At 74.5% G+C, this 13,504-nt stretch carries 8 protein-coding genes; 4 read left to right on the top strand and 4 right to left on the bottom strand.

Features of this window, described 5'->3' with window-relative positions; translation table 11 throughout:
• Positions 1–48 precede the first annotated feature (48 nt).
• Positions 49–2,337, bottom strand: coding sequence for an FdhF/YdeP family oxidoreductase (locus ACF1BN_RS10410; RefSeq protein ID WP_392331181.1), 2,289 nt, complete (start codon positions 2,335–2,337; stop codon positions 49–51).
• 122 nt (positions 2,338–2,459) lie between these two features.
• Between ACF1BN_RS10410 and polA the strand changes: the two genes are divergently transcribed.
• Entirely contained in the window at positions 2,460–5,171 is a 2,712-nt protein-coding gene (gene polA, locus ACF1BN_RS10405; RefSeq protein ID WP_392331180.1) for a DNA polymerase I, read from the top strand.
• 106 nt (positions 5,172–5,277) lie between these two features.
• On the opposite strand, the gene ACF1BN_RS10400 is transcribed toward polA, so the two are convergent.
• A complete protein-coding gene (locus tag ACF1BN_RS10400; RefSeq protein WP_392331179.1) occupies positions 5,278–6,216 on the bottom strand; it encodes a DUF4184 family protein in 939 nt (312 codons plus the stop codon).
• Positions 6,217–6,468: 252 nt separating this feature from the next.
• Here ACF1BN_RS10400 and ACF1BN_RS10395 point away from each other — a divergent pair, with 252 nt between their 5' ends.
• The 3 genes from ACF1BN_RS10395 (at position 6,469) to ACF1BN_RS10385 (ending at position 9,719) form a co-directional block, all read left to right on the top strand.
• On the top strand, positions 6,469–8,379 hold the full coding sequence (locus tag ACF1BN_RS10395) for a lytic transglycosylase (RefSeq protein WP_392331178.1): 1,911 nt from the start codon (positions 6,469–6,471) through the stop codon (positions 8,377–8,379).
• A gap of 194 nt (positions 8,380–8,573) precedes the next feature.
• Positions 8,574–8,714, top strand: a complete 141-nt coding sequence (locus tag ACF1BN_RS10390; RefSeq protein WP_392331177.1) for an SPW_0924 family protein — start codon at positions 8,574–8,576, stop codon at positions 8,712–8,714.
• A gap of 9 nt (positions 8,715–8,723) precedes the next feature.
• Entirely contained in the window at positions 8,724–9,719 is a 996-nt protein-coding gene (locus ACF1BN_RS10385; RefSeq protein WP_392331176.1) for a DUF3068 domain-containing protein, read from the top strand.
• Here ACF1BN_RS10385 and hrpB read toward each other — a convergent pair.
• Together hrpB and ACF1BN_RS10375 are read right to left on the bottom strand one after the other, a co-directional pair.
• A complete protein-coding gene (gene hrpB, locus ACF1BN_RS10380) occupies positions 9,703–12,261 on the bottom strand; it encodes an ATP-dependent helicase HrpB (RefSeq protein WP_392331175.1) in 2,559 nt (852 codons plus the stop codon). The two genes, ACF1BN_RS10385 and hrpB, sit on opposite strands and share 17 nt — an antisense overlap.
• Positions 12,262–12,338: 77 nt before the next feature.
• Positions 12,339–13,178, bottom strand: a complete 840-nt coding sequence (locus ACF1BN_RS10375) for a class I SAM-dependent methyltransferase (protein WP_392331174.1) — start codon at positions 13,176–13,178, stop codon at positions 12,339–12,341.
• Positions 13,179–13,504 lie beyond the last annotated feature (326 nt).

Genomic DNA, 13,504 nt, shown 5'->3' with positions numbered 1-13,504 from the left:
TCGTCGTACGGCTGATCCTTCCCGTCCTCCCACCGGCTGAGCAAGCGCTTAGGCGGACGGTCGCGGTGATTCTTCCAGACGCACGACGACGGACTTGCTCGCGGGGGTGTTGCTGATGTCGGCCGTCGACCCCAGCGGCACCAGCACGTTCGTCTCCGGGTAGTACGCCGCCGCGCAGCCCCGGGCCGTCGGGTAGTGCACCACCCGGAAGCCGGGCGCCCGCCGCTCGACGCCGTCCGTCCACTCGCTCACCAGATCCGCGTACGCCCCGTCCTCGAACCCGAGCGCCGCCGCGTCCGAGGGGTGCACCAGCACCACCCGGCGACCGCCCCTGATCCCTCGGTAGCGGTCGTCCAGACCGTAGATCGTGGTGTTGTACTGATCGTGCGAGCGGAGCGTCTGCAGGAGCAGCCGCCCCTCCGGCACCCTCGGGTACTCCACCGGCGCCGCCGTGAAATTGGCCTTGCCGGTCCTCGTCGGGAAGCGCCGCTCGTCCCGCGGCGCGTGCGGCAGCGCGAAACCGCCCGGGTCGGCCGCCAGGCGCGCGTTGAAGTCCTGGAAGCCGGGCACCACGCGCGCGATCCGGTCCCGCACCGCCGCGTAGTCCGCCTCGAACGCCTCCCACGGCGTCGCCGACCCGCTGCCGAGCACCGCCCGCGCCATCCGCGCCACGATCGCCGGCTCGGAGAGCAGGTGCGGGCTCGCCGGCGGCAGATTGCCGCGCGAGGCGTGCACCAGGCCCATCGAGTCCTCGACCGTCACGAACTGGCGCCCGCTCCTCTGCACGTCCTTGTCGGTCCGCCCCAGCGTCGGCAGGATCAGCGCCCGCCGGCCGGTCACCGCGTGCGAGCGGTTCAGCTTCGTCGACACGTGCACGGTCAGCCGGGCGTTGCGCATCGCCGCCTCGGTGACCTCGGTGTCCGGGGTCGCGCCGACGAAGTTCCCGCCCATCGCGAAGAAGACCTTCGCCTCGCCGTCCCGCAGCGCCTCGATGGACCGCACCACGTCGAAGCCGTGGTGGCGCGGCGAGACGATCCCGAACTCCTTGTCCAGCGCGTCGAGGAAGGCCGGCGCCGGGCGCTCGAAGATGCCCATCGTCCGGTCGCCCTGCACGTTCGAATGCCCGCGGACCGGGCAGACGCCCGCGCCGGGCCGTCCGATGTTCCCCCGGAGCAGCAGCAGGTTGACCACCTCGCGGATGGTCGGCACGGAGTGCTTGTGCTGGGTCAGGCCCATCGCCCAGCAGACGATCGTCCGCTCCGAGGCCAGCACCATCCCCAGGGCCCGCTCGATCTCCTCGCGGGACAGCCCCGTCGCGGCGAGGGTCTCCGCCCAGTCGGCCTCCCCGGCCGCCGCCGCGAACTCCTCGAAGCCGTGGGTGTGCTCCCGTACGAACTCCTCGTCGACCGCGCCGGGCGCCTCCAGGACCAGCTTGTTGAGGAGCCGGAAGAGGGCCTGGTCGCCGCCGATCCGGATCTGGAGGAAGAGATCGGTGAGCGCCGCCCCCCGGAGCATGCCCTGCGGGGTCTGCGGGTTCTTGAACCGCTCCAGGCCCGCCTCCGGCAGCGGGTTCACCGAGATGATCCGCGCCCCGGCCGCCTTCGCCTTCTCCAGCGCCGACAGCATCCGCGGATGGTTGGTGCCCGGGTTCTGCCCGGCCACGATGATCAGGTCCGCCCGGTGCAGGTCCTCCAGGGAGACGCTGCCCTTGCCGATGCCGATCGTCTCGGTCAGCGCCGAGCCCGAGGACTCGTGGCACATGTTGGAGCAGTCCGGCAGGTTGTTGGTGCCGAACTCGCGCGCGAAGAGCTGGAGCAGGAACGCGGCCTCGTTGCTGGTCCGGCCCGAGGTGTAGAAGAGGGCCTCGTCGGGGGAGGAGAGCGCGGTCAGCTCCTCCGCGATCACCGCGAAGGCCCGCTCCCAGCTCACCGGCTCGTAGCGGTCGCCGCCCTCCGGCAGGTACACGGGCTCGGTGATCCGGCCCTGCTGCCCCAGCCAGTAGCCGCTGCGCTCCGCCAGCTCCGCCACCGGGTGCGCGGCGAAGAACGCCGGGGTCACCCGGCGCAGCGTCGCCTCCTCGGCGACCGCCTTCGCGCCGTTCTCGCAGAACTCGGCCAGGTGCCGCTTGTCGCCCTCGGGCCAGGCGCAGCCCGGACAGTCGAAGCCGTCCTTCTGATTGACCTTGAGCAGGGTCCGGGCCGTCCGCAGGGTGCCCATCTGCTCCTGCGCGATCCGCAGGGTGTGCCCGATGGCGGGCAGGCCCGCCGCGGCGTGCTGCGGCGACGTGACCTGCGGTGCGTCCTGGACCGGGTCGCCCGCCGGCGGCTTGCTGACCATCGCGCTCTCCCTTGAGCGATCGACCTGTGGCGTACGTCTCCGATCCTGTCACGCGGCGCCGACAACCCGGCACCCCGTTCGCTGTGGACGGGATTGTCGGTGGTCCGTGGCAGGATCGTCCCGTGGCCGAGACAGCATCGAAGAACCCCGCAGACACCCGCCCCCGCCTGCTCCTCATGGACGGGCACTCGCTCGCGTACCGGGCGTTCTTCGCGCTGCCCGCGGAGAACTTCACCACCGCGACCGGGCAGCCGACGAACGCGATCTACGGCTTCGCGTCGATGCTGGCGAACACCCTGCGCGACGAGGCGCCCACGCACTTCGCCGTCGCCTTCGACGTGTCCCGCAAGACGTGGCGCTCGCAGGAGTTCCCCGAGTACAAGGCGAACCGCTCCAAGACCCCCGACGAGTTCAAGGGCCAGGTCGAGCTGATCGGCGAACTCCTCGACGCGATGAACGCGCCGCGGTTCGCCGTCGACGGCTTCGAGGCCGACGACATCATCGCCACCCTCGCCACCCAGGCCGAGGCCGCCGGCTTCGAGGTCCTCATCGTCACCGGCGACCGGGACTCCTTCCAGCTGGTCTCCGACCACACCACCGTGCTCTACCCCACCAAGGGCGTCTCCGAGCTGACCCGCTTCACCCCGGAGAAGGTCCAGGAGAAGTACGGCCTCACCCCCTCCCAGTACCCCGACTTCGCCGCCCTGCGCGGCGACCCGTCGGACAACCTGCCGGGCATCCCGGGCGTCGGCGAGAAGACCGCCGCCAAGTGGATCAACCAGTTCGGCTCCTTCGCCGAGCTGGTCGAGCGCGCCGAGGAGGTCAAGGGCAAGGCCGGGCAGAACTTCCGGGACCACCTGGAGTCCGTCAAGCTCAACCGCGTCCTCACCGAGATGGTCCGGGACGTCGAGCTGCCGAGGACCGTCGCCGACCTCGCCCGCGAGCCGTACGACCGCAAGGCCGTCGCCCTCGTCCTCGACACCCTGGAGATCCGCAACCCCTCGCTGCGCGAGCGCCTCCTCGCCGTCGACCCCGGCTCCGCCGAGGAGACCGCCCCGGCCCCCGCACCCGGCGTCGAGCTCGACTCCACCGTCCTCGGCTCCGGCGAGCTCGCCCCCTGGCTCGCCGCCCACGGCGAGCAGCCCCTCGGCGTCGCCACCGTCGACAGCTGGGCGCTGGGCACCGGCAGCGTCTCCGAGGTCGCCCTGGCCGCCGCCGGCGGCGAGGCCGCCTGGTTCGACCCCAGCGAGCTGGACGAGGCCGACGAGCGGGCCTGGGCCGCCTGGATCTCCGACCCGGCCCGCCCCAAGGTCCTGCACAACGCCAAGGGCGCCCTGCGGGTCTTCCCCGAGCACGGCTGGAGCGTCGCCGGCGTCACCATGGACACCGCGCTCGCCGCCTACCTGGTCAAGCCCGGCCGCCGCTCCTTCGCCCTGGACGCCCTCTCCCTGGAGTACCTCGGCCGCGAGCTCGCCCCCGCCGCCGCCTCCGAGGGCCAGCTCGCCTTCGGCGCCGAGGACCATGCCGAGGCCGAGGCCCTGATGACCCAGGCCCGCGCCGTCCTCGACCTGGGCACCGCCTTCGAGTCCAAGCTCGACGAGGTCGGCGCCCGCGAGCTGCTCCACGAGGTGGAACTGCCCACCTCCGTCCTCCTCGCCCGCCTGGAGCGGCACGGCATCGCCGCCGACCGCGACCACCTGGAGGCGATGGAGCAGCAGTTCGCCGGGGCCGTCCAGCAGGCCGTCAAGGAGGCCCACGCCTCCGTCGGCCACGAGTTCAACCTCGGCTCGCCCAAGCAGCTCCAGGAGGTCTTCTTCGGCGAGCTCAACCTCCCGAAGACCAAGAAGACCAAGACCGGCTACACCACCGACGCCGACGCGCTCGCCTGGCTGGCCGGCCAGACCGAGCACGAGCTGCCGGTCATCATGCTCCGCCACCGCGAGCAGGCCCGGCTCCGCTCCACCGTCGAGGGCCTGATCAAGACGATCGCCGCCGACGGCCGGATCCACACCACCTTCAGCCAGACCGTCGCCGCCACCGGCCGCCTCTCCTCCACCGACCCCAACCTGCAGAACGTGCCGGTGCGGACGGACGAGGGCCGCGCCATCCGGCACGGCTTCGTCGTCGGCGAGGGCTTCGAGTCCCTCATGACCGCCGACTACAGCCAGATCGAGCTGCGCGTCATGGCGCACCTCTCCGAGGACGAGGGCCTGATCGAGGCGTTCACCTCCGGCGAGGACCTGCACACCACCGTCGCCTCCCAGGTCTTCGGCGTCGAGCGGTCCGCCGTGGACGCCGAGATGCGCCGCAAGATCAAGGCCATGTCGTACGGCCTCGCCTACGGCCTCTCCGCCTTCGGCCTCTCGCAGCAGCTGAACATCGACCCCGGCGAGGCCCGCGGCCTGATGGACACCTACTTCGAGCGCTTCGGCGGCGTCCGCGACTACCTGCGCCGGGTCGTCGACGAGGCCCGCGCCACCGGCTACACCGAGACCATGCTCGGCCGCCGCCGCTACCTCCCCGACCTCAACAGCGACAACCGCCAGCGCCGCGAGGCCGCCGAGCGGATGGCGCTCAACGCCCCGATCCAGGGCACCGCCGCCGACATCGTCAAGGTCGCCATGCTCAAGGTCGACCAGGCCCTCGGCGAGGCCGGCCTCGCCTCCCGGATGCTCCTCCAGGTCCACGACGAAATCGTCCTGGAGGTCGCCCCCGGCGAGCGCGAGCGGGTCGAGGCCCTGGTCCGCGAGCGGATGTCGGCCGCCGCCGAGCTCCGCGCCCCGCTCGACGTCTCCGTCGGCGTCGGCCCGGACTGGGACTCCGCCGCGCACTGACCCACCCCGCCCCACCGGTGGCCGCACCCCCTCGCGGGGTGCGGCCACCGGCGTGTGCGCCGGGTGGAGCGCGAGCGCGCCGACGGCTCCGCCCGGGCGGAGCGGATCAGCGCACGCCGGGACGGGCACGCTCCGTCCGCCCGCCCGCGGCTCCCTCCCCGGCCCCTTCGGGACCAGGACCAGGACCGGGGCCGGGACCAGGATCGGGACCGGGGCCGGGACCGGAGGACGGTGCCGCTCCCCGCGCCCGCAGCCGGGCCGCCGCCCCGTACAGCAGGAGTCCCGCGAAGAGCCCCGCGCCCGCGCCGAAACAGGCGGTCGGGACGATGTCGAGCGGGTTCTCGACGCGGTCCCAGCCCCAGTACGCCGCCCAGCGCAGCACCCGGTGCGCGATGCCCGCCAGGACGCAGCCCCCGATCAGCAGCAGCGCGGCCCGCCGCCCGCGCCGGCCCGGCACCCGCACCGCCGCGGGCGTCCGGGTCCCGGCCGGCACCGCCCGCACCGCCCGGGCGGCGAACCAGCCGAGCAGGCCCAGCGCCAGCGCCGAACCCCCGTACTGCGCGTACTGGTAGACGGGGAACCCGGCCACGATCTCCGCCAGGAACGGCAGCTTCCGCGTCCCCCAGCGGTCGATGTGGGTGAAGGCGTCCCAGACGACATGGGTGGTCGCGCCGAGTGCCGCCGACACGACGAACCAGACCGCGAGCCCGGCCGGCCGCCGCTCCCGCCACGGCCGGCCGCGCACCACCGCGTACACCCGCCCGCGCCACCGCTCCGGCAGCAGCCCCGCCAGCGGCTCACGGACCGTCAGCCAGAGGCCCACCAGGGCGGCGGCGATGGCCACGTCGACGGTGACGAGCCCGACGGGGGAGTGGGTCACGTCCCCGAACGCCATCGCCTCCGGCACCACCGTCGCCGCGAAGTAGGTGAGGTCCGGGGAGAAGCTGCCGGCGACCAGGGCGGAGGCGACCAGCGGTCCGCGCGCCGTCCCGTCCCGCCGCAGTCCCGGCAGGACGGCGGCGGCGTGGCTCAGGGTGAAGGGCACCGGAGGAACCTCCTGGTCGTACGGATGATCGGCCCGCATGATCTAGAGGCCGCACACCGGTGCGACGGTTCCCGGTACGGCCCGGAACCCGGAGCGCGGACTTCCGTGTCCGGCCGCCGGGCGTCCGAGGGGTGACGAAAGCGTGAAACTCGGTCAGGCCCTGGTGTTCCGTGATACGGACATCGCATAGGGTCGCCTGAGGCCATGCGCGGGGAGCGTGCGGCCGCAGTCGACTGGGGAGGGGAGCACGGTATGGCAGAGCAGTTCGGCCGCCGTCTGCGCAGGGGCGCCACGAGCGGAGCGATCGTCGCCGCCGCGGTCGCGGCGCTGGCCGCCTCGCAGGGTCCGGGCGCGATCGCGCCACCGGCCGACGGCCTCAACGGCGACCACGCCGTCGGCGCCGGCGACGCCACATCCCCGAACGGCGGTGCGGACGGCGGTTCGGCGACCGGCAACTCGCCGTACTTCCTCGACCTGCCGCCGCTGAAGCCGCCGAACCCGGCCGGCGTGCCCACCGCTCCGCAGGTCCCGGTCGTCACCGGCCCCGCCGAGGCCGGCATACCCGCGACCGTCCTCGCCGCCTACCGCCGCGCCGAGGCGTCGGTCCGCGCCACCGACCCCTCCTGCAACCTGCCCTGGCAACTCCTCGCCGGCATAGGCAAGGTCGAGTCCGGTCAGGCCCGCGGAGGCCGCGTCGACGGCAACGGCACCACCTTCTCCCCGATCCTCGGCCCCGCCCTGAACGGCGTCGGCTTCGCCCGGATCACGGACACCGACGGCGGCGCCTTCGACGGCGACACCACCCACGACCGCGCCGTCGGCCCCATGCAGTTCATCCCGTCCACCTGGGCCGTCTGGGGCCAGGACGCCAACGGCGACGGGAAGAAGGACCCCAACAACATCTACGACGCCGCGCAGGCGGCGGGCATGTACCTGTGCGCCGGGGGCCGGAACCTCGCCATCAAGGCCGACCTCGACCGGGCGGTCCTCAGCTACAACCGCTCCACGGAGTACCTGACCACCGTCCTCTCCTGGTTCGAGTACTACGGGCGCGGCGCCCACACCGTCCCGGACGGCACCGGGGTGCTCCCGGTCGACCGCAGCGACGACCGGCCCCTTCCGTCGGAGACGACCCGCCCGACGACGCCCGCCTCGCCGAACCCGCCGGCCCCCGGCATCACTCCGCCGGCGGACAGGCCGACGCAGAAGCCCGCCGAGCCGCGCCCGACCCAGCCGCCGAAGCCGAGCGATCCGGCGAAGCCGACGAAGCCGTCGAAGCCGGCCGATCCGACGAAGCCGCCGACCACGGATCCGACGACCCGGCCGCCGGCCAAGCCCGTCGAGGTCCCCGCGACCGTCAGGGTCGCCCACCTCAGGGCCGGTACGGCGGTGCTGACCGCGGTCACCGAGAGTCCCTTCGCCGAAGCCGCCACGGTCACCGCCGTGGACGCCTCGGGCCGTCCGGTCGCCGGCGTCAGCGTCCGCTTCGCGCTCCCCGGCACCACCGACGCCCGCTTCCCCGCCGGCGCCACCACGGTCACCGTCACCTCGGACGCCAAGGGCGTCGCCAAGGCCCCCGCCCTCCGCGCAGGCGAGAAGGCGGAGCCCTTCACCATCCGCGCCACGGTCCCGGGCCGCTCCCTGCCGGCCGCCGAACTGAAGGCGACCGTCGAGGTCCGCAAGGCCGACGCCCTCGCCCGCGTCGGCGACACCGCCCTGACCGCCGAGACCGGCGCCGGCTACGCGCCGGTCACGGTCGAGGCCCGCCGCGGCGCCACGCTCGCCGCCGGCGTCAGCGTCACCGCGGTCGTCACCGACTCCGCCGACTCCACGCAGCAGAGCGCCGACGGCCCCTCCTTCGGCAAGGACGCCGCGGGCAACCCCGTCCGCACCAAGGTCCTGAAGACCGACGCCCAGGGCCGGCTGTCGATCAAGGACCTGGTGGCGGGCGCGAAGGGCGGCGACTACGTCCTCTGGCTCACCGCGCCCGGCGGCGGCACGGTGAAGCTGAAGCTCACCGTCACCGCCCCGGCCCCCACCACGCCGCCCGCCACCCCGGACCCGACCACGGACCCGAGCACGGCGCCGACGACCGACCCGTCGCCGACCGCCTCCGGCTCCGCGTCCGCCTCGACCACCGCGAGCCCGACCCCCACCGGCTGACCTGCCCCGCCCCGGCCGGCCTGCCCCGCCCCGGCCGGACCCGCCTCCACCGCGCCGCCCCCGCCGTCCCTCCCGGGACGCCGGGGGCGGCGCGCGTTTCGGTCCGCCCCGCCGCGAGCTGTTCTCATCTCACGGTCGCGTTGCTACGGTGCCTCCGCCCTGACGACCCATCAGATCACTGCCGGGAGGCCGACATGCGCGCCCTGGTCGCCGCAGCCATCGGACTCGTACCCGTCCTGCTCCTCGTCCTGCTCCTCTCCGTGGTCGACCTGCCGCCCGACGGCCCCACCTCGCCGAAACCCCTGCTCACCGCCGACCCCGGCCCGAAGAAGTAGGGAGCCCCCGTGCGCCGCCGAGCCAGCCTCGTCCTCCTCTCCTTCGCGGTGTTCCTCGCCGCCATGGCCCCCACCCTGCGCTGGTACGCCTTCCCCCGGCTGGCCAAGATCCCGCCGAACCAGTACCAGGAGGTCGTCCTGGAGGCCCGCCCCGCGACCCTCCTCGACTACGGGACCCTCAAGGCCCGCGAGGTCGAGAAGATCACGATCGTCCAGACCCTCAAGGGCAACGTGGAGGAGTCGAAGCGGATCGAGGCGGGCACCGACCGCGACGTCGTCGTCTGGGACGGCCTCTCCTACGTCATGGGGCCCGACGGCAAGATGGTGTCCAAGATCCCCGAGCGGTACGTCTTCGACGCCCACACCCAGGACCCCGTCAACGTGCCCGGCGAGATGGTCGACGGCGACCCGGTCACGCGCGAGGGCATCGAGTTCAAGTGGCCCTTCCTCACCGAGAAGCGCGACTACCTCTACTTCGACGCCCAGACCCGCACCTCGTCCCCCATCCACTACGTGGGGACCCGCACCTTCCGCGGCCTGGAGGTCTACTACTACGAGCAGACCATCCCCTGGACCGAGGTGCCCATGCCCAAGACCATGCCGGTCGAGGGCATCACCCCCGAGGTCATCGCGAGCATGGGCCTCACGCGCTGGTACACCACCAAGCGGATGTTCTGGGTCGAGCCCGTCACCGGGGCCCCCGTCAACGGCGAGGAGATCCACAAGGAGGAGCTCCGCGGCGCCAAGGCCCTGACCGGCTCCGACACCGTCACCGTCTTCGCCGGCCACGTGAAGATGCGCGAGGACTACGTCGTCGACACCGTCGAGCTGGTCTCCGCCAACCGCACCACCGTCCTCCTCCTCGTCTCCCGGCTGCCGTGGACCTTCGCCGTCCTCGCCCTCCTCCTGCTCGCCCTCGCGCTCTGGCTGGAGTCCCGGTCCCGCCGGCCCGTCCCCGCCTCCACCCCGAAGGCCGTCCCCGAGGCCGTCACCCCTCCCGTCTGAGCCGCGCGCTCGTGTGCCGGGTCGGCGCCGCGGCCGACGGATCCTCCGGCCACGGGTGCTTCGGGTACCGCCCCCGCAGCTCGGCCCGCACCGCCCGGTAGCCGTCCCGCCAGAACGAGGCCAGATCGGCGGTGACGGCCGCCGGACGCCCGGCGGGGGAGAGCAGGTGCACCAGCACCGGCACCCCCGCCACCGTCGGTGTCCGCGCGAGACCGAACATCTCCTGGAGCTTCACGGCCAGCACCGGCCGCCCCTCCCCGTACGCCACCCGGATCCGCGAACCGCTCGGCACCTCGATCCGCTCCGGCGCCAGCTCGTCGAGCCGCCCCGCCTCGCCCGACGCCCACGGCAGCAGCCGCCGCAACGCCTCACCGGCGTCGATCCGCCCCAGGTCCGCCCGCCGCCTCGCCCGCGACAGCTCCGGCTCCAGCCACTCCTCCGCCCGCTCCACCAGCGCCTCCTCCGTCACCTCCGGCCACGCCCCGCCGACCGCCCCGCGCAGGAACGCCAGCCGCTCACGCAGCTCCACCGCCTCCCGCCCCCACCGCAGCAGCCCCGTCCCCTCCTTCCGCAGGCCGTCGAGCAGCGCCTCCCGCACCAGCGCCGGATCCGCCCCCGCCCCCAGCGGGCGCACCGCCAGCTCCACCGCCCCCAGCCGCTCCACGGACCGCGCGACCACGTCGCCGTCCTCCCAGCGCACCTCCTCGCCCGCGCGCAGCAGATGCCCCGCCGCCCGCCGCGCAACGGCCTCGTCCACCACCGCCGCCAGGCGCACCCGCGCCGTCGCGTCCCGCGCCGTCCGGTCCGCCACCGCCACCGCCAGCCACGGCGCCGACCGCAGCCCCGACCCCTCCGCGAGCCGCGCCCCGCTCCCGGACACCATCAGGTGCCCGCCCTGCTCCCGGGCCCGCGCCACCCGCTCGGGGAACGCCAGCGCCGTCACCACCCCCGCCACCCGGTCGTCCCCGCCCCCGGCGGCCGCACCTGCATCCGCCCCCGCCCCCGCCGAGGCCGCCGCCCGCTCCAGCCGCCGCACCTCCGCCCGCCAGCGCGCCCCGTACGCGTCCCCGCCCCGGCGGGCCTCGCGCCAGGCGCCCGCAAGATCGTCCCCGTACTGCCGCGGCGGCTCCTCGCTCAGCAGCGCCACCACCTCCGCCGCCCGTCGCGTCCCCACCTCGGCCGCCCCGTCCAGCAGCGCCCGGCCGAGCCGCGGATGCAGACCGAGCCGGGCCATCCGCGCGCCCCGCCCGGTCGCCCTCCCGGCCTCGTCCACCGCGCCGATCGCCTCCAGCACCGAGCGGGCCGCCGCCAGCGCCCCGGCCGGCGGCGGGTCGAGCAGCGCCAGCCCCTCCGCCGTCGGATCGCCCCAGCACGCGGCCCGCAGCGCGAAGTCGGCCAGGTCCGCGATCCGGATCTCCGGCGCCGGGAACCGCGCCCGACCGCCCTCCTCCGCCTCCGACCAGCACCGGTACACCGTGCCCGGCGCCTCACGCCCCGACCGCCCCGCCCGCTGCGTCGCCGCCGCGGCCGACACCGGCACCGTCGCCAGCGACCCGAGACCGCGCGCGTGATCCATCCGCGGCTCCCGCGCCAGCCCCGCGTCCACCACGACCCGCACCCCGGGCACGGTGAGGCTCGACTCCGCCACCGATGTGGACAGCACCACCCGTCGCCGCCCACCCGGCCCCGCGCCCCGCAGCACCGCGTCCTGCACCTCCGCCGGAGCCCGCCCGTGCAGCTGGAGCACCTCCGCGTCCACCCCGTCGAGGAGCCCGGCCGTCCGCGCGATCTCCCCGGTGCCGGGCAGGAAGCAGAGGACGTCCCCCTCGTGCCGCGCCAGCGCCTCCCGGACCGTCCCCGCCACGTGCCGCAGCAGCGCGGGATCCACCCAGGTGCCGTGCGCCGGCCGGATCCCCGCGGGCGGTGGCGCGTGGCGCACCGCGAACCCGTGCCCCTCGCCCTCGCTCCGCACCACCGGCGCCTGCCCATCGCCCTCCTGCGAGGTCAGCAGCCGCGCCCACGCCTCCGCGTCGCTGGTCGCCGAGGCCGCGACGAGCCCCAGCTCCGGCCGCAGCGCGGCCCGTACGTCGACCAGGAACGCGAGGGCCGTGTCGGCGTCCAGATGCCGCTCGTGACACTCGTCGAGCAGCACCACGTCCACCCCCGCGAGCTCCGGGTCCCGCTGGAGCCGCTGGAGCAGGATGCCCGTCGTCACCACCTCGACCCGGGTCGAGGGACCGGCCCGCCGCTCCCCGCGCACCGCGAAGCCGACCGCGCCGGTCGCCCCGCCGACCTCCTGGCCCAGCAGCCACGCCATCCGCGCCGCCGCCGCCCGCACCGCCATCCGGCGCGGCTCGGCCACCAGCACTCGCCGCTGTGGTCCGTCGCCCACGAGCCCCGCGAGCGCCAGCGGCACCAGCGTGGTCTTGCCGGTGCCGGGCGGCGCGTGCAGCACCGCCGTGCCGCGCTCGGCGAGGACGGCCAGCAGCTCGGGGACGGCATGGCGGACGGGAAGCGGATCGAGTGCGTCGTGTCGGATCACGCACTCAGTCTCGTACGCGGAAGGAAAAGGGCGGGCCGCGTCATCCACAGGCCCGCCCATTAATAGGAAGAACGCGATCAGTCCTCGCGTACGCACAGGAAGATCGCCGTGCCCGGGATCAGGTTCCCCCGCAGCGGCGACCAGCCTCCCCACTCCTGGCTGTTCCACGCCGGCCACTCCGGCTCGACCAGGTCCACCAGCCGGAAACCGCCGGCCACCACGTCCCGCACCCGGTCGCCCAGCGTCCGGTGGTGCTCCACGTACACCGCCCGCCCCGCCTCGTCCTGCTCGACATAGGGGGTGCGGTCGAAGTACGAGGCGGCGACGGAGAGGCCCTCCGGCCCCGGCTCGTCGGGGAACGCCCAGCGGATCGGATGCGTCACCGAGAACACCCAGCGCCCGCCCGGTCGCAGCACCCGCCGCACCTCGCGGAAGACCCGCACCGGATCGGCCACGAAGGGCACCGCCCCGTAGGCGGAGCACGCCAGGTCGAAGGAGCCGTCGCGGAACGGCAGCGCCCCCGCGTCCGCCTCCACCAGCGGCACCTCGCCGCCGATCCGCAGCGCGTGCTGGAGCTGCCGGTGGGAGAGGTCGAGCGCCACCGGCCGGGCGCCCCGCGCCGCGAGCCACCGCGAGCACTGCGCCGCGCCCGCGCCGATCTCCAGGACGTCGAGCCCCTTCAGCTCCTCCGCCGGCCCCAGCAGTCCGGCCTCGGCCTCGTCCAGGCCCTCGGGACCCCACACGAACCGGTCGTCGCCGAGGAAGGCGCCGTGGTCGGTCTGGTACTCGTCGGCGTTCCGGTCCCACCATCCCCGGCTGGCCCGGCTGCTCTCCGCGTCCCCGGCGTCACGCCGGGTCGCCTCGGCGTCCTCCTCGTCCGAGGAGAGGGGATCTTCGTGTTCGTACTCTTGGTTCATCTCGCCCGCCGATGTAGTTTGCGCACAGGTGCCGCCCCTGGCGGCCCCCGCCGATGAGGCGCGGAGGGACACGATTCGTGCCGGGTTCGCGTGCTTCTGTCCCGGGTGCGCGCTTCGCGCATTGACCCTGTCCGGCCGCCCCCGTATGCTAAAGGTTGCGCTGCGGGCCTGCGCGCCTCAGACGGAGCAGGCCGCGCTCGCACCTGTTGCAGTCCCCTCGGTTTACGGGGCGCCTCCGGTCTTCGGAAGGCGCTTCATCAGCTGTCTGGCTTCTTCAGTGCGATACGGGCTCTCGGCGTAGCAGTACCTACGACTTTCTGTCCGTA

Origin of the sequence: Streptomyces sp. NPDC014861, from assembly GCF_043081625.1 — a bacterium.
Classification (GTDB): Bacteria; Actinomycetota; Actinomycetes; order Streptomycetales; family Streptomycetaceae; genus Streptomyces.
This window is presented reverse-complemented; position numbering and strand designations above follow the sequence as displayed.